This window comes from Micromonospora sp. NPDC005979, assembly GCF_040614415.1.
GTDB lineage: Bacteria > Actinomycetota > Actinomycetes > Mycobacteriales > Micromonosporaceae > Micromonospora.
Genome location: NZ_JBEXUR010000005.1, coordinates 297,255 through 314,483 on the forward strand (window position 1 = coordinate 297,255; position 17,229 = coordinate 314,483).

12 protein-coding genes are annotated in these 17,229 nt (G+C 71.4%); 4 read left to right on the forward strand and 8 right to left on the reverse strand.

The window, feature by feature from the left end; all coding sequences use genetic code 11:
• Positions 1-17 precede the first annotated feature (17 nt).
• From ABZ272_RS11755 to ABZ272_RS11775, 5 genes are all read right to left on the reverse strand, one after another.
• A complete protein-coding gene (locus ABZ272_RS11755) occupies positions 18-707 on the reverse strand; it encodes a hypothetical protein (RefSeq protein ID WP_355049870.1) in 690 nt (229 codons plus the stop codon).
• Positions 708-804: 97 nt separating this feature from the next.
• Positions 805-2,442 carry an extracellular solute-binding protein gene (locus ABZ272_RS11760; protein WP_355049871.1) on the reverse strand — a complete coding sequence of 546 codons (1,638 nt, stop codon included), beginning with the start codon at positions 2,440-2,442 and terminating at the stop codon, positions 805-807.
• Positions 2,443-2,486: 44 nt separating this feature from the next.
• Positions 2,487-3,422: a carbohydrate ABC transporter permease gene (locus ABZ272_RS11765; RefSeq protein ID WP_355049872.1), complete on the reverse strand. Its 936-nt coding sequence runs from the start codon at positions 3,420-3,422 to the stop codon at positions 2,487-2,489.
• Positions 3,419-4,411, reverse strand: coding sequence for an ABC transporter permease subunit (locus ABZ272_RS11770; protein WP_355049873.1), 993 nt, complete (start codon positions 4,409-4,411; stop codon positions 3,419-3,421). The genes ABZ272_RS11765 and ABZ272_RS11770 overlap by 4 nt, the downstream gene beginning before the upstream one ends.
• A gap of 9 nt (positions 4,412-4,420) precedes the next feature.
• Positions 4,421-6,802, reverse strand: a complete 2,382-nt coding sequence (locus ABZ272_RS11775) for a glycoside hydrolase family 3 N-terminal domain-containing protein (RefSeq protein ID WP_355049874.1) — start codon at positions 6,800-6,802, stop codon at positions 4,421-4,423.
• Between the two features lie 248 nt (positions 6,803-7,050).
• Here ABZ272_RS11775 and ABZ272_RS11780 point away from each other — a divergent pair, with 248 nt between their 5' ends.
• The 4 genes from ABZ272_RS11780 to ABZ272_RS11795 all read left to right on the forward strand — a co-directional run bounded on the left by ABZ272_RS11780 (position 7,051) and on the right by ABZ272_RS11795 (position 12,815).
• Positions 7,051-8,091, forward strand: coding sequence for a LacI family DNA-binding transcriptional regulator (locus tag ABZ272_RS11780; protein WP_355049875.1), 1,041 nt, complete (start codon positions 7,051-7,053; stop codon positions 8,089-8,091).
• A 14-nt stretch (positions 8,092-8,105) separates the two neighbouring features.
• Positions 8,106-9,095 carry an acetylxylan esterase gene (locus ABZ272_RS11785; RefSeq protein WP_355049876.1) on the forward strand — a complete coding sequence of 330 codons (990 nt, stop codon included), beginning with the start codon at positions 8,106-8,108 and terminating at the stop codon, positions 9,093-9,095.
• A 245-nt stretch (positions 9,096-9,340) separates the two neighbouring features.
• The gene (locus tag ABZ272_RS11790) at positions 9,341-10,423 is read left to right on the forward strand and encodes a cellulose binding domain-containing protein (protein WP_355049916.1); all 1,083 of its coding nucleotides are present in this window, start codon (positions 9,341-9,343) and stop codon (positions 10,421-10,423) included.
• A gap of 325 nt (positions 10,424-10,748) precedes the next feature.
• Positions 10,749-12,815 carry a hypothetical protein gene (locus ABZ272_RS11795; protein ID WP_355049877.1) on the forward strand — a complete coding sequence of 689 codons (2,067 nt, stop codon included), beginning with the start codon at positions 10,749-10,751 and terminating at the stop codon, positions 12,813-12,815.
• A 383-nt stretch (positions 12,816-13,198) separates the two neighbouring features.
• On the opposite strand, the gene ABZ272_RS11800 is transcribed toward ABZ272_RS11795, so the two are convergent.
• The 3 genes from ABZ272_RS11800 to ABZ272_RS11810 all read right to left on the reverse strand — a co-directional run bounded on the left by ABZ272_RS11800 (position 13,199) and on the right by ABZ272_RS11810 (position 17,194).
• Positions 13,199-13,663 carry a MaoC family dehydratase gene (locus ABZ272_RS11800; RefSeq protein ID WP_355049878.1) on the reverse strand — a complete coding sequence of 155 codons (465 nt, stop codon included), beginning with the start codon at positions 13,661-13,663 and terminating at the stop codon, positions 13,199-13,201.
• A gap of 81 nt (positions 13,664-13,744) precedes the next feature.
• Positions 13,745-16,501, reverse strand: a complete 2,757-nt coding sequence (locus ABZ272_RS11805; protein ID WP_355049879.1) for an AAA family ATPase — start codon at positions 16,499-16,501, stop codon at positions 13,745-13,747.
• 81 nt (positions 16,502-16,582) lie between these two features.
• Positions 16,583-17,194, reverse strand: a complete 612-nt coding sequence (locus ABZ272_RS11810; protein ID WP_355049880.1) for a TetR/AcrR family transcriptional regulator — start codon at positions 17,192-17,194, stop codon at positions 16,583-16,585.
• Positions 17,195-17,229 lie beyond the last annotated feature (35 nt).

The following is a 17,229-nucleotide window of genomic DNA, read 5'->3' on the forward strand; positions in this document are numbered from 1 at the left end:
GGCGGTCGTGGAGCGGCTCATGCGGTGAACTCCTTCCGGATCAGGTGGACCATCGGGTCGGCGACACGGAGAACGCCGAGGGCCAGGACCGATGCGAGCAGCACCGGCACCGCCTCGGAGAAGACCGCGGTGATCCCGGCCGCCGCCGCCAGCAGCAGGGCGTTGCCGGCGGTGACACCGGGGGTACGGACGAGGAAGTGCACGGCCAGGCGCAGGACGTCACGGGTGCGGAACTCGAACAGCGAGGTGATCACCAGCGCGTTGAGCGCGCAGAGGGTGACCCCGACGGCGACCGCGATCAGCGGGACGACCCACCAGCTCGGTAGGCCGATCGCGTCGCGGTAGGCGAGGTTCAGCGCGAGCACCGTCAACCACAGCAGCGTCGGCGTCCAGACCCGCAGCGCGCCCCCGACGTTGCCGCGGTAGCCCCGCCAGAACAGCGCGGCGGGTCGCAGGTCGGTCAGGTCGGGTCGCTGGTGGCGCAGGGCGTACAGGGCGGCGGAGGCCGCTGGTCCGACCGGCGTCAGCAGCAGGGCGACCAGCGGCAGGTTGCTGGGGTCGCGGTCGAGCAGCAGCAGCGGGAGCAGGGCGGGCACCGTGGTGAGAAGGAGCAGCGCCTCGACCACGAGCAGGATGTAGACGCGGGACGCGATCCGGGACAGGGGTCCGTCGCCGATCTGCCGCCCGGCCTGCGCCGCGTCGTTCACCGTCGTCCTCCTCCCGGATCGGGCCGGCGGCCCGCGCCGGTCGCGCGAGCCGCCGCCCTCGGCCGGTCCGGTGCGCGTCACCGGACCGGCCGACACCTCAGCGATGGTCCTTCTGGTAGCGGTCGTACGCCTTGTTGACCATGTCCAGGTAGGCATCCATGTTCTTGCCCTTCAGCTCGGCCAGGTAGGCGTCCCACTGGGCGAGGTCCCGCTGGCCCAGCGCGAACTGCAGAGTCGCCTGGTAGACGGCGTCCTTCAGCGGCGTCTCCCACAGGGACGCCTGCTCCCGCTCCTCGTCGTTCAACGGGTGCGGCGGGGGCACCGCGACCGGCGTCCGGGCGTTCATGACCTTCTGGAACTCCTGCTCCTCCGGGGCGAAGAAGCCCTGCACCAGCTCCGGCTTGCCGCCGTACGCGAAGACGCCGTTGTAGAAGCCGAAGTCCTTCTGTAGGTGCTTGGGGGCCTTGGGGTTGAGGCCGATCACGTTGACGTCGGGCGCGAGCTTGGGTGTGCCGCCGTCCCGGACGAAGGTCGTCCCCTCCACGCCCCATTTGGCGAACTCCTGGCCGGCGTCCGAGTACCAGAGCCAGTCGATGAACTGCATCATCGCCACGAAGTTCTTGCTCTCGCGGGCCTTCGAGGAGATCATCACACCGTTCTCCAGCCGGCTGGCCGGGTTGATCTCACCGGCCGGCCCGATCGGCAGCGGGATCTTGGTGATCTTGGCTTTCGGGTTGGTCTTCGCCAGGTCCGGGCGGTAGTCGTTCACCACGGCCTGCGCGTTGGCGCTGATCACGAAGGACTTGCTGTTGGCGAGCTTCTGCCGGGCCTGGTCGTCGGTCTGGGTGAAGCTCTCCGGGTCGAGGAGCTTCTCCTTCACCAGCTTGTTGAGGTACTGGAGCATCTGCTTGTACTTGTCGCTCGCACCGGTGTAGACGAACTTCTTGGTGTCGGCGTCCCAGCTCGTGTGCTGGAAGTTCCAGCCCGCGCCCTGGAGTCCGTACGACACGGCCAGGAGGTTGAGCAGATTGCCGGCCGGGTTGGGCTTGCTCCACCGGTCCGAGAACGGGTAGACGTCCGGGTACTTGGCCTTCATGGCCTTGAGCACCGTGTACAGCTCGTCCCAGGTCTTCGGGAGGCTGAGCTTCAGCTCGTCGAGGATGTCGGTGCGGATGGCCAGCGAGTAGTCGTGCCAGGGCTTCTCGTGCAGGCCGGGCAGCAGGTAGAACTTGCCGTCCTCCTGACGCCGCGTGTCGATCTCGGGCTTGAGGTTCCACTTCGAGATCTTGTCCTGCAGGTTCGGCATCAGGTCCAGGTAGTCGCTGACCGGCAGGACCGCGCCCGAGGACACGTAGGCGTCCTCCTGCCCCGGGTACGTCTTCGGGATGATCATCGGGGCGTCACCGGCGCCGATCAGCAGGCTGCGCTTCTGCTCGTAGTCGCTCAGCGGAACGGCGACCGGGGTGAGGGTGACGTTGGCCCGGGACTTCAGCTCCGACCAGAAGAGCCAGTCCTCGCGCAGCGGGTAGTTCGGGTGGTTGTTGTACAGGATCGAGAAGGAGACCGGCTCACTCGCCTTGAACTGCTTGCCGATGCCGTAGTCGGCCATCGCACCGGCTTTGTTCTCCGACAGGTCCTTGGCGTCGGACGGGTCATCACTGCAGGCGGCGATGCTGGTCGCCGTGAGCAGCACGGCTACCGCTGTCGCGACGCGGCGCCACGATCGGTGGAGCATGGCGGTCCTTTCGGGTTCGGTGGAGGAAAGGGTGGACGTGCTGGCTAGCCCTTCACGGCGCCGAGCATCACGCCGCGAACGAAGTACCGCTGGACGAAGGGGTAGACCAGGAGGATGGGCAGGGTCGTGAGCACGATCGTCACGGACTTGAGCGTCGCCTCGGCCTGCACCTCGTCGGCCTCGGCGATCGCGCCGACGTTCTCCGCGCCGGTGGCCCCGGCGATCAGGTTGCGCAGATAGACGGTCACCGGCCACAACTCCTGCTGGTCCAGGTAAAGGAAGGCGGCGAACCAGGAGTTCCAGAAGGCCACGGCGTAGAACAGCACCATCGTGGCGATGATCGCCTTCGACAGGGGCAGCACGATGCGCAGCAGAATGCCGTACGTGTTGAGCCCGTCGACGGCGGCGGCCTCCTCCAGGTCGGTGGGGAGCGACTCGAAGAACGCCTTCATCACCAGCAGGTTGAACACGTTGATCGCGTTGGGCACCGCGATGGCCCACACGGTGTTCTTCATGCCCAGGCTGGTGACGAGCACGTAGTTGGGGATCAGGCCGCCGGTGAAGAACATGGTGAAGACCGCGATGCCGATCAGCGCCGTACGTCCCCGGAGGTGTTTCTTGGACAGCACGTAGGCGTAGCAGGTGGTCAGCACGATCGAGATGGTCGTGGCCACGACCGTGTAGAAGACGGTGTTGCGGTAGTTCGTCCAGAACAGCGAGTCGTGCAGCACGAGCCGGTAGGTGTCCAGGTTGAACCCGCGCGGCACGAGGTTGACCTGGCCGGCGATGATGTACCCCTCGTCGCTGAGCGAGCGGGCCAGGACGTTGACGAACGGAAACAGGGTCACCACCACCACGATGGTGAGCACCACCGCGTTGCACGCCTGGAACACGCGGTAGCCCCGGGTGGGCCGGATACCCCGGGGCCCGCGGGCGGGCAGGTCGCTTGCGCGGGCCGTGTCGGTGGCGTCGACGGTCACCACAGGCTCGTCCCCACCGTGCGCCGGGCGATGAGGTTCGCCGTCAGGACCAGCGTGAGCCCGATGACCGCCTCGAACAGCCCGATCGCGGCGGCGTAGCTGAAGTTGCTGGACCCGAAGCCCATCCGGAACAGGTACGTCGAGAGCACGTCGGCGGTCGGGTAGGTCAGCGGGTTGTAGAGCAGCAGGATCTTCTCGAACCCGACCGCCATGAACGTGCCGATGTTGAGGATCAGCAACGTGACCATGGTGGGTCGGATGCCCGGGAGCGTGACGTGCCAGGTCTGCCGCCAACGGTTGGCCCCGTCGATCCGGGCGGCCTCGTACAGGTCGTCGTCGACGGTGGTGAGCGCGGCGAGGTAGAGGATGGTGCCCCAGCCGACCGTCTGCCAGACCTCGGACGACACGTAGATCGTCCGGAACCACTCGGCGCGTTGCAGGAACGGCACCGCGTCGCCGCCGGTGGCCTGCACGATCTGGTTCACGGTCCCGTCGACCGAGGTCAGCTGCATGACCATCGCCGCGACGATCACGATCGACAGGAAGTGCGGCAGGTAGGACACGGACTGCACGAACCGCCGCAGCCGCCGCGCGCGCACCTCGTTGAGCAGCAGCGCGAGGACGATCGGCAACGGGAAGCAGAACAGCAGCGTCAGCGCCCCGAGCACCAGCGTGTTGGTGAAGACGTCCCAGAACGTCGGATCGACCAGGAACATCCGGAAGTAGCGCAGCCCGACCCAGTACTCACCGAAGATGCTTCCGCCCGGCTTGAACCGGCGGAACGCGATGACGTTCCCGATCATCGGGAGGTACCGGAAGACCAGGAAGAAGAGCAACGGCAGGACGGCCAGCGAGTAGAGCTGCCAGTCCCGGCGCAGCGCCTGTCGCCAGGTGCGACGCCGACGGGGTGCGTGTGGGGCGGGGACGGTGGCCTCCACCACGTCGCCGGGTGGCGCCGGCGGCGGGGGCCGTAACGTCTCGGATGTCATCCTCGCCTCCTAGGCGGAGTGCGGAACGGCCACGAGCGGCTCGATCCGCACCGACGTGAGTAGGTCCCGCTGGTGCCCGACCTCGCGCTCGGCGCCGGAGAGTCGCAGCGTCAGGGCGTCCTCGATCTCCGCGCTGGAGCGTCCGAACCGCAGCTCGACCGCGCCGGGCTCGACCACCCGCCGGCCGGACCGGCCGGTGAACGACGTGACGTCGGCCGGTACGCCGAAGGTGACGTGCGCCCGCGCTCCGGGCTCCAGCGGCACCCGGGCGAAGCCGACCAGCCGGTGCACCGGGCGGGTGGTCTGGGCCACCGGGTCGTGCAGGTAGAGCTGCACCACCTCGACGCCGGCCCGGTCACCGGTGTTCCCGACGGTGATCCGCACCTGGACCTCGCCGTCCACCGGCCAGGGGGTCGGGTCGTCGTTTACCCCGCCCACGACCATGGCGTCGGACCACTCGAAGGTGGTGTAGCTCAGGCCGTGGCCGAACGGGTACGCCGGGGTCGGGTCGATCGAGGACACCTTGTTACGTCGCCCGAGCGGCGGCGACAGGTACGTGCCCGGCAGCCCGCCGGCGTGGCGGGGCAAGCTGACCGGCAGCCGCCCGGACGGATTGACCGCGCCGGTGAGCACCTCCGCGAGCGCCTGCCCGCCGAGTTGGCCGGGGAAGAACGCCTGCACCACGGCCGCCGCCGTGTCGAAGTCCGGGCCGAGCGCGTACGGGCGACCGGTCAGCAGCACCAGCACCACCGGGGTGCCGGTGGTGAGAACGGCCCGGACCAGGTCCGCCTGCACGCCGGGCAGCCGCAGGTCGGCGGCGTCGCAGCCCTCGCCGGAGGTGCCCCGGCCGAACATCCCCGCCCGGTCCCCGACGGCGAGCACGCACACGTCCGCGTTGGTCGCCGCGGTGACCGCCGCCGGGATGCCGGACGCGTCCTCGCCGGTGACGGCGCAGCCCGGTTCGTGGACCAGCAGCGGGACGCGGCGGGCCAGCTCGCCGCGCAGCGTGGGGATCTCCACCCCGAGGCCGTGGTCGGGGTGGTTGACGCCGACGTGGTTCGGGAAGGTGTAGCAGCCGAGCATCGCCATCGGGTCGTCGGCGAGCGGACCCACCAGGGCCACCCGGGTCGCGACGGGCAGCGGCAGCACGCCGGTGTTGCGCACCAGCACGACGGACTCCCGGGCCAGGCGTACGGCGACGTCCCGGCTGGCCTCGTCGTCGAGGCGCAGGGCCGCGACGTCGTCCGGCTGGGCCCGCCAGTCCTCGTCGAGCAGGCCGATGTCGATCTTCTGAATGAGCACCCGGCGCACCGCCCGGTCGATCAGCGACGCGTCGACCTCGCCGGCGTGCACCGCCTGGACCAGGGCGTCGCCGAAGGCGTCCACGGTGGGCAGTTCCACGTCGATGCCGGCGCGCAGGGCGAGACGGGCGGCGTCGACGGCGTCAGCGGCGACGCCGTGCAGGGTCTCCAGGAACCGTACGGCGAAGTAGTCGGCGACCACGATGCCGGTGAAGCCCCACTCGTCGCGCAGCAGCCCGGTCAACAGGTGTTCGTCGGCGGCGGCGGGCATGCCGTCGATCTCGGCGTAGGAGTTCATCACCGAGCGGGCGCCGCCGAGCCGCAGGGCCATCTCGAACGGCGGCAGGATGTGGTCGGCCAGTTCACGGCGGCCCATCGACACCGGGGCGAGGTTTCGTCCGCCCCGGGAGGCGGAGTAGCCGGCGAAGTGCTTCAGGGTGGCGACGATGCCGGCGTTCTCCAGGCCCCGCACGTACGCCGCGCCGGTCGTTCCGACCAGGTACGGGTCCTCGCCGATCGTCTCCTCGGTGCGTCCCCAGCGGTAGTCGCGGGTGACGTCGAGGACGGGCGCGAGCCCCTGGTGTACGCCGGCGGCCCGCATCGACGCGCCGATCCGCCCGGCCATCTCCTCGACCAGCTCGGGGTGGAACGAGGCGCCCCAGCCCAGCGGGGTCGGGTAGACGGTGGCCTTCCAGGCCGCGAACCCGGTCAGGCACTCCTCGTGCACCTGGGCGGGAATGCCGAACCGACTGGCGGCCACGATCTGCTCCTGGGAGGCGGCCAACGAGCGGGCGCCGAGCACCGGGTCGACCGGCGCGGTGCCGAACGGGCGGGTGAGCTGACCCAGCCCGTACCGGATGATCGTGTCCCACGACGGGGTGTTGGCGACCATGTCGGACTGGTGCGGCGCGACGCCCTCACCGGACGCGTCGGCGCCGACCCAGACCCCGAAGAGCTGGGCGACCTTCTCCTCGACGGACATCACCGCGAGCAGCGCCTCGGCCCGGTCGGCCGGCGACAGCCGGGTGTCGCGCCACGGTGCGCCGTCGCGCGACGCCGATTCGCCATCGACGGGCTGCTGACTTCTCATGCCGAGACCCCTTAGCTCCGGCCACGAACTGCGCCGTCGTGGGACCGGTTGGTGGTGCGCGGTTCCACAATCCGAAACTTTCCGGAAACCAGAGCAACCTTTTCGGCAACCTAAGTCCGTCGCCTGGGCCTGTCAAGAGTTTCGATGCGTCATGGGATGCCCGCCCTGCCGCGTAGCTGCATCGATGAGGTTCATCGGCTGATCGTGTTAGTGTCGGCCGAAACTTTCGGATGCGGTATGAGGCTGCGATGACAGAGCACCACCCGCTCGGCCCACCCGGCTCCACCACCACCATCGCGACGATCGCCCACGACGTCGGCGTGTCGATCGCAACGGTCTCCAAGGTCCTCAATGGCCGCGAGGACGTCTCCCCTGGCACCAGAGCCCGGGTCGAGGCGAGTCTCGACCGCCACCAGTACCAGCGCCGCAGTCGGCGCTCGTCGTCCGCCACACGTCGGATCGACCTCGTCTTCCACGAGTTCGACACCGGTTGGGCGATGGAGGTGATGCGCGGGGTCGAGGCGGTGACGAGCGTCGCCGGCATCAGTCTCGCCGTATCCCAGCTCGGCGGCGCGCACCGCCCGGCGTCGCGATGGCTCGACACCCTGCTGGGTCAGCGTCCGCTGGGCGTGCTGTTCGTCCTCTGTCACCTCACCGACGCGCAACAGCAGCTCCTGCGGCGTCAGGGCGTACCGTTCGTCGTGATCGACACCGACAGCGCGACCTCGGCGTCCGTGCCCACGGTCGGCTCGAACAACTTCAACGGCGGCCTGCTCGCCGCCCGACACCTGATCGAGCTGGGGCACCAGCGGATCGCGGTCATCTCCGGACCACCCGACATGCTCTGCAGCCGGGCCCGGGCCGCCGGGTTCCAGTCCGCGCACGACGAGGCGGGGTTGACCCTCGACCGCGAGCTGGTCCACTTCGGCAGCTTCTCCGCCGGCACCGGGCACACCCACGGCCTCCAACTGCTGCAACGACCGGACCGACCCACGGCGATCTTCGCCGGTTCGGACATCCAGGCGATGGGGGTGCTCCGGGCCGCACGCCGGTGCGGCCTGCGCGTCCCCGAGGACCTTTCCGTGATCGGGTACGACAACCTGCCGCTCGCCACCTGGACGGACCCACCCCTCACGACGATCAACCAGCCGCTGCGCGACATGGCCGGTATCGCCACCCAGATGCTGCTCGACCTGGCCGCCGGCACCGAGCCGGCGACCAGCCGGATCGACCTGGTGACCGAGCTGGTCGTCCGGGAGAGCACCGCGCCCCCCGCCCCACCCCGCTGACCCTGCGAGGACCCGTGCCCGACGCAGCTGTGCGCCTCGACGAGCTCGAGCGATACTCCCCCACCGTCACCGAGCCGGAGGACTTCGACCGGTTCTGGGGTGACACCCTCGCCGCGGCCGCCGCCCGGCCGGTACTCGTCGACGTCCGTCCCGAGCCCACCGACCTGCGCGTGCTCGACACTTGGGACGTCACGTTCGCCGGCTTCGACGGCGACGAGGTACGGGCCTGGTTCACCCGCCCGGCGGGCGTATCCGAACCGTTGCCCGCCGTGGTGGAGTACGCCGGCTACGGACGCGGCCGTGGTCTACCGCACGAGCGGCTGGTCTGGCCGGTGGCCGGATACGCGCACCTCCTGATGGACAACCGGGGCCAGTCCGGGCTGTACGCCGCCGGGGACACCGCCGACCGGCACGGCGCGGCCGGCGGGCCCTGGCCGGCGACCTGGGGCATCCTCGACCCGCACGACTACCACTACCGTCGTCTGATCACGGACGCCGTCCGGGCCGTCGAGGCGGTGCGCGCCCTGCCCGGAGTGGACGCGGGCCAGGTCGCCCTGCTCGGCAACAGCCAGGGCGGGGGCGTGGCGCTGGCCGTCGCCGGCCTGGTCGACGATCTCGCGGCGGCGCTGATCACCGCGCCGTTCCTCTGCGACGTCCAGCACGCCATCGAGCTCAGCGACGCCTCGCCGTACGGTGAGATCGCCCGGTACCTGGCGGTGCACCGGGAGGCCGAGGCCGCGGTCCGACGCACACTGTCCTACGTCGACGGGGTTACCTTCGCCCGGCGGGCCACCGCGCCGGCGCACTTCGGCATCGGCCTGCGCGACACCGTGTGCCCGCCGAGCACCGGCTTCGCGGCCTACAACCAGTACGGCGCCGCGACCGGCCGACCCGACGCGCCACGGCGGGAGATGCACGTGTACCCGTTCAACGGTCACGAGAGCGGCGAGGCGCTGCACGTCCGACGGCAACTGCGTTGGCTCGCCGCGACGCTCGCGGGCTGACCGTACCCATGGCCGGCGATCGATGCATTGCCGGTGTTAGCGATAACAAGCTATGGTGCGTCCGGGCGGGGTGAAGGGCACATCCCGACGTCCGGGTTCCTGGTTGTCGAACCACCACCCGAGGAAGCCCCATGAGCCCTGTGACCCTTGGTAAACCCGTACCCCCGACACCTGCCAGGCCCGCGACGACCCCGAGGCCCCGCCGGGCCCGGCTGTGGTGGGCGGCGCTGGCCGCCGTCGCGGCCATGACCGCCGCCGTGCCGGTGGCGACCGCGCCCGCGAGCGCCGAGTCCAACGGCGGGGTACGCGTCATGCCCCTCGGCGACTCGATCACCGACGGCTTCAACGTCGCGGGTGGCTACCGGATCGAACTCTGGCAACGGTTCGCGTCCGGCGGCTACCGGATCGACTTCGTCGGCTCGATGTTCAACGGCCCGTCCAGCCTTGGTGACCACGACCACGAGGGCCACTCCGGATGGACCATCGCGCAGATCGACGCCAACATCGTGAACTGGCTGCGCGCCACCAACCCGCGCACCGTCCTGCTGCACATCGGCACGAACGACATGTACGGCGACACCTCCGGAGCGCCCGGCCGACTGGCCACCCTGGTCGACCGCATCACCAACACCGCACCGAACGCGGACGTGTTCGTGGCGACGATCATCCCGAAGTCCGGCGCGGACAACGTGGTCCGGGGCTACAACGCGGCGATCCCGGGGATCGTGCAGACCCGCGCCTCGGCCGGCAAACGCGTCCACCTGGTCGACATGTACAAAGCGCTGACGCTCAGCGACCTGGCCGACGGCGTGCACCCCAACGCCACCGGCTACCGCAAGATGGCCGTCGCCTGGTACGACGCCCTGCGCGCGGTTCCCGGCAGCATCGGCGGGGACACGCCGACCACCCCGCCGCCCACGACTCCCCCACCGACCACCCCGCCCCCGACCACTCCGCCGCCGACGACCCCACCGCCGACCACTCCCCCGCCCACCACGCCGCCGCCAGCGGCGGGCTGCCGGGTGACGTACACGGTCAACGCCTGGAACAACGGGCTCACCGCGGCCGTCTCGGTCACCAACACGAGCAGCAGCGCGATAAGCGGCTGGGCCCTCGGGTTCACGCTGCCGAGTGGCCAGACCATCACCGGCGGCTGGAACGCCAGCTACTCCCCGACCAGCGGCGCGGTGACGGCTCGCAACGTCTCCTACAACGGCACCATCGCCCCGAACACCTCGGTCGACATCGGCTTCCAGGCCACCCACACCGGCAACGCCGGCAAGCCGACCGCCTTCACGCTCAACGGCACCACCTGCACGGTCGCCTGACACAGCCCTGAACACCGGAGGCGGGGGCGGCGAGAAGTGCTTCTCGCCGCCCCCGCAGGTGCGGCCGGCTCAGGACGAGCCGGCGACTGTCGACCCGGACGCTCTGGATCCGCTAGTCCCTGGTGAGCTTCCACATCGGCCGTGGCCCAGAAGCGACCTCGTAGGCCGCTTCGTCGAGCGGATACAGATCGCGAGCGGCGGCCGCAGCAGGCGGTACGCCGTTGAGACCTCCTCCAACGCCGCAGTGACGCCATGCTGCCGCCGCAACCGCGGCGAGGACCCTGCGACAGCGTCTCCGCCGCGGTGTCCGGGTCTGTCAACGTGAATGCGCACCGGGGGGTCAACAGGCACCCTCCTCGCCGTGGAGAATGGGCGCATGCGGCGCTGGGGTGGCGGACTTGCGCTTCTGCATGTCATCAGCGGGATTACCGTACTGGGCGGGGTCACCACCAACCTGGCTGTCGACGACGGCAAGGTCAACGTGATCGCCGCGAGCGTCGCCCTTGCCTCGACGATCGTCGTCGCGCTGCTCGGCCGCCGCCAGCCGGCCGGACCGGTCACCGCAGCGGATCTGCTGGCCGCCGCGGCCGAGCTCAACGCGAAGGTGCGCCAGCAGTGGCAGCGGGAGGCGAACCGCCTGGGGCTGGCCACACCGGACGCGATCCGGCTACCGCTGGTCTACGAGACTGGACAGCTCGTTGCACCGTCGTCGCAGATCAAAGGCCGGTCGAAGGCTTCGCTGCCGAGACCCCGCGACGTGACGCACATCGGGGAGTTGTACCGCGCGCTGCCCTCCGGCCGGATGATCGTCCTCGGCGAGCCCGAGGCCGGCAAGAGCGCCGCCCTCACGATGCTCGCGTCACGTCAGGATGAGGGCGGCCGTTCCCTGGTGCCGTTCTCGCTCACCCGGTGGGATCCGTTCGGCCAGACGCTCGACGAGTGGCTGGCGGAGGACCTCGCGGGCCAGTATCCCGACCTGGTCCAGCCGCAGGCCGCGCGGCTTCTCGTCGAGCGCGGGCATGTCGTACCGCTGCTGGACGGCCTCGACGAGATGCCCAGCGAGAATCGGATCAAGGCCGTCGAGGCGCTCGGGCAGGACGTCTGGGATCGGCCGTTCGTACTGACGAGCGCTAGGGATGTCTACGCCGAGGTGGTGGCGGCGGCCGGGGCACCCATACCACGGGCGGCTGTCGTGACGCTGGGCGCGGTCACGGGAGCCCTCGCCGGCCCGTACCTCGCGGCCGGCCGCTTCACCGACGCGACCCGCTGGAAGGGCGTCGCGCCGCTGCTGCAGACACCTTTGATGGTGTACCTCGCGCGTAAGGTCTACGACGTCCCCGGCGGCGACCCGGGCGACCTGCTGCGACTCGACGGACGTCGCGCGATCGAGGAACATCTGCTGCGCTTCTACCTCGCTGCCGCCTACCGCGACGACGGCCCGCGGCCGGAATGGCTGCACGGCCGGTACACGGCGGCGAAGGCGAACTCATCGCTCGGTTACCTCGCGCGGCTTCTACACCGGACCGGGACGACGGACGTCGCGTGGTGGCGGCTGGAGACAGTCACCCCGGCGAGCGTTCGAGCGTGTACCGCGGTGGCCGCGTTCGCCGCGACGGCAGGGGTGCTCCCCGTCCTGCTGCTCGGCGATCTGCTCGGTACCGTCGGCTCCCTCCTCGTGCTGTGCGTCGGCGGCTTGCTCGGTGCCGGGGCCGGACTCCAGACCATGAATCTGCGATCGGGCGAGCCGTACGGCACGCCGCCCGGACATCGACTGCGCGACCTGGGCGGAACCGCCCGCAGCTGGGGCATTGGTCTGTACCTGCTCCTCGGTATCGGGCTCGGCATCGCGATAGTGACCACCATCGGGAAGCCGATGCCGCTCACGGAGCCCCAACAGCGGCTACTCGCCCTGTACCCGCTGCTGGCGGTACTCATGGGCGGATGGGTCTTCGGACTCGACGCGGTCCAGGACCGGCTCCGGCGGCCTCTCAGCGGACGGGGCAGCCGGACCGGCGCCGCCCGGCTCCTCGCCGCCGACCGCCGGGTCACCGTGGCCGACGCGCTCGTTGTGACCGCCATGACCGGAGTGTTGATCGGCGCCCTCGCCACGGGCCTGGCGGACATTGCACCCGGCGATCCACCGATTGGCCCCACTTTCGTGCGCGGATTCCTCGTCGGCGTCGGGTACGGCCTGACCTACGCCCTGTTCGGCCGGGCCTGGGGACGATGGCTTATCTACGCCCGGCTGCCGCTACTGCTCGGCCGCCGCCAGCCGGCCCGGATACTCGCGTTCTGGCAGGACGCTCACCGTCGCGGCGTCCTGCGCCAGGCGGGGGCGGTCTACCAATTCCGCCACGCCCACCTGCTCGACCACCTAGCGCAGCGCCGCTGACCGCACCCCCACCATCTGGTCTGATGATCGAAAACGCTCCCGCTCGGGCCGCGACGGGAGACGACCCACGAGACACTCACCCTCAGGCACTTTCGTGAGGGACGATGCGGTGGATAGCGATATGCCTCAGAGTCATATTCATACCTCTGAGGTATACCGCTCAACAGCACATCGGCACGGCGCGCAGCCGAAGCGAACGACCAGCGCCCTTCGCCGTAGCCCCAGCCTCGTCTGGAGTCAGGACTCACTCATCGAGGAGCGCCCGTCAAGGCCGGGTCGACGCCCGGGTGGTCCGGCCGTCCTTGACGGACGCCTGGTTGTCGCCGACGTAGCGAGGCCCCCGTTCTTCCTCGTCCCGGATGGGGCCTGCGGTCTATCACCGCTCAGCGGGTTGCCGCGCGGTAGAGGCGACTCACCGTCTCGGCGACGCAGACGGGCTTGTCGCCACCGTCGCTGTGCACCGTCACCGCCGTGACCACCTGCACCCCACCGCTGACGGGCGACACCTCGGCGATGACCGCGCTGGCGCGTACGGCGGCGCCGACCCGCAGTGGCGCGGGAAAGCGCACCCGGTTCAGTCCGTAGTTGACGCCCATCGCGACGCCCTCGACGCGGTATAGCTGGCCGGCCAGGGCCGGCACCAGCGACAGGGTGAGGAAGCCATGCGCGATCGTGGCGCCGAAGGGACCGGCCGCCGCGCGTTCCGGGTCGATGTGGATCCACTGGTGGTCGTCGGTCGCGTCGGCGAACAGGTTCACGCGGTCCTGGTCGATCCGCTGCCAGGGGCCGGGGCCGAGGGTCTCGCCGACCGCGGCGGTCAGCTCGTCGACGGAGGTGAAGACGCGCATGCGGGTGTCCTTAGTGCTGAAGGGTGCCTGACGCACAAACTAGCGGTGATAGTTAACGCCGTCCAGAGCGGCCGGCGGCGCTCAGCGTTCGGAGGCGAGGCCGACGTGCTGTTCGGTGGCGAACGCGCGGGCCAGCTCGGTCCGGGAGCGGATCCCCAGCCGGTGAAAGACGTTGCGCAGGTGGTGGTCGACCGTCCGGGTGGACAGGAACATCCGGGCGGCGATCTCCCGGTTGGTGGCGCCCTCGGCGACCAGTCGGGCGATTCGGAGCTGTTGACCGGTCAGCAGTCGTGCCGCCGGCAGGTCCGGCGGCCCGACGGACTCCCCGGCGGCGCGCAGCTCGGCCGTGGCCAGCTCGGCCCAGCGGTCGACCCCGAGCAGGGTGAACGCCTCCCGGGCGCGGTGCAGGTGCTCCCGGGCGTCCCGTGGTCGCCGGCTGCGCCGCAGCTCCTGGCCGAAGAGCAACTCGGTCCGGGCCCGTTCGAACCCGCCGGCCTCGGTCGGGTGCAACCGCAGCGCCGTCCGGAACTCGCGCTCGGACTCGACGCCGCCCCGGGTCGCCAACAGCGCGTGGCACCGGGCCGACAGCGCCCGGCGCAGCGGGCTCGCGGTGCTGCTCGCCCACCTGTCGAAGGCCGCCAGCGCGGCGGTCGCCGCCGGGCGGTGCGGCAGGTGCGCGGCGGCCTCCACCAGGTACGGGGTGGCCATCACCTGGACGAGCACCTGACCCCGTCCGGTACCGAGCCGGGCCAGGGACGCCAGTCGGGTCGCCGCCTCGGCGTGCCGACCGTCGACGAGGTCCAGCACGGCCAGCGCCCATCCGGCGAGCGCGTGCGGTCGGCTGCCCGGTGTCGACGTCGTACCGATCTCCCGGATCCGCCGCAGGCTGCTCTCGCGGTCGGCGCGCACGGCGGCCAGCACGGCAAGCATCCCCAGGTGGACGTCGGCGCAGTTGAGCTGCCCGGTGGCACGCGCCACCCGCAGCCCTTCGCGGGAGGTCTCGGCCGCCGTCTCGTGCCGGCCCAGCCAGTACTCGGCGACCGCCCGCAGCTCCAACGCGCGGGACAGCATGGACAGCTCGCCGTGCTCGCGCGCCAACCCGACGGCGCGCTCGGCGAGGCGGTGCGCGGCGCCGTCCACGGCCACCACCAGCCCGGCCGCCGCCGCACAGGCGAGCGCGGTCGGGGTCAGCTCCGGCCCGGCGAGGCGGCCACCCAGCACGACGGCCCGCCGCAGCGCGGGACCGGCCCGCTCGTGGTCGCCGCGCAGCGTGGCCGCCACCCCGGTGACGAGGCATCCGGTCAACTCCACGGCCGGCGGGTCGTCACGCTGGCGGAGCGCGTCGGCACGCCGGCCGACCTCCGCGTACCGGTACTGGTCGCCGGCGAAGCAGACGGCCTCACCGGCCCGTGCCAACCCTTGCATGGCTCGGGCGCGGTCGACGGCGGCCACCGTCCGCGCGGCGGACAGCAGGGTGGCCGCCGCGCCGGTGGCGTCCTCGCAGCGCAGGTCGATCTCGCCGCGCAACAGCCCGGCCTCGCCCTCGACGACCGGGTCCGCGCAGGTCGCGCGGAGGCGGTCGAGCAGGAGGCGGGCCTGGCCGGGTTGTCCGCCGGCCCAGGCGTAGCGGGCGGCGGCGAGCAGGCGGGCGGCGGCGTCAGCGGGGTGGTCGCTGAGCGCGGCGGCCCGGCACAGCGCCGCCGACGCCACGGCCCAGCCGCTGCGCCCACCGGCCGCCGCCCGCTCCAACTCGACGGCGAGGGCCGGATCGGCGCCCGCGGTGGCGTCGGCGAGGTGCATCGCCCGGCGTAGTCGCTGGCCGACCGGATCGAGTACGCCCGCGAGCAGTCGGTGCGCGGCCCGCCGCTGCGCGAGCGGGGCGGCGGCCGCCACCATCGCGCGGGCCAGGGGCTGCGCGAAGGTGACGCCTCCCGACTCGACGCGGACCAGCCCGGCGGCCTCGGCCGGGGCGAGCGCCTCGATGGCCATGCCGGCGGCGTCGGCCGCGCGGAGCAGGGTCGCCGCGTCGTCCGACTCGTCGAGCGCGGCGAGCAGCAGCATCCGGCACGTGTCCGGCGGCAGCCGGTCGAGACGGGCCCGGTAGGAGCGCCCCAGCGCGCCGTCGGCCGGCGGCGCGGCCGGAAGCGCTTCCTCCCCACGCCACTGCGCCGGGGTGAGTACGTCGGCGAGGTCCACGAGCGCCTGCGGGTTGCCGCCGCCGACCTCGGCGAGCGTGACGGCGACCGGAGCGGCGGGCCGCTCGGACAGTCGGTCGCTGAGGACGGCGATGCTGTCCCGCTCGTCGAGCGGGGCCAGCCGGTGGGTCACGAGTCCGTCGACGGTGGCGGTGGCGTCCGCGGTGAGCAGGACGGCGACCGGCAGCCGCCGCAGCCGGCGGGCAACGACCGCGAGCACCTGCGTGGTCTGCGGGTCACCCCGGTCCACGTCGTCCATGGTGGCGAGCAGCGGACGCTCCCGGGCGGTCGCGGCGAGCAGCCCGAGGACGGCCACCGACAGGGCCAGTCGGCGCTCGGGCGGGCAGCCCTCCCCGTCCATGACCCGGTACAGCAGGCGGCGACGCTCCTCCGGCAGGGCGGTCGCGCGGTCGCGCACCGGGTCGAGCAGGCGTTGCAGGCCGGCGTACGGGAGCATCGCCTCCTCGGGCAGCCCGGTCGCGGCCAGGACGGCGCAGTCCTTCGCGTACCGGTGGGCGTAGGAGATCAGCGTGGTCCGACCCGACCCCGGCTCGCCGTGCAGCAGCAGAGCGCCGCCACTGTCGGTGACGCCGTCCAGCAGGGTCCGGACGGCCCTGCACTGGTCGTCTCGGCCGCGTAGCACAGTTATTTGCACTCGTGATGCAGTAACCATGCGACCCAGTGTCACTCATCCATAAGCGGATGGAAAGAGGACAGGCCGGGATCAGTCGGCCGCGACCTCGGCCAGCAGCGCGCCCACCGTCCGGGTCATCACCGCGCGCGCCGCGTCCACCCCCAGACCGAGGCCGTAGCGCAGCATCGACCAGGCCGGCCACATGCTCGCCGCCACCACCGCGTTGAGCAGCTGACCGCGCTCGCGGCCGGCGCGCGCCAACTCGGCGGCGAACAGCTGCTCGACCTCGTCGCGGACCCGGTCCACGTGCTTGACGCGGTTACGGCGTAACTGCTCGGAGACCGGCTCGCGCATCTGCGCGGCCCGCGCCGACGGCGCGATGAGCTGGAGCAGACGCGCCCGCTGCCGGCAGTACGCGTCGACCCGCTTGGCCAGCGGCAACGTGGTCACGATCGGTCGGTAGGCGGCATCCTGCTGCCGCAGCACCTCCGCGCCACTGGCCTCGAAGAGCGTCTCCATGTCCTTGAAGTTGGTCCAGAGCGTCCGCAGCGAGATGCCGGCCCGTTCGGCGATGCGCTCGCCGGTGGGCCGCAGGTCGCCCTCGGTGATGAGCGCCAGGTGCGCCTCGACGATGGCCGCCCGGGTGCGTTCGGCGCGGGCCGTCCGTCCGTCGACCCGCGCCGGCGTCTCGACCCTGTTCATCCGCCCCCGCCCCCTCACCGCCACGGTGTCGTCCG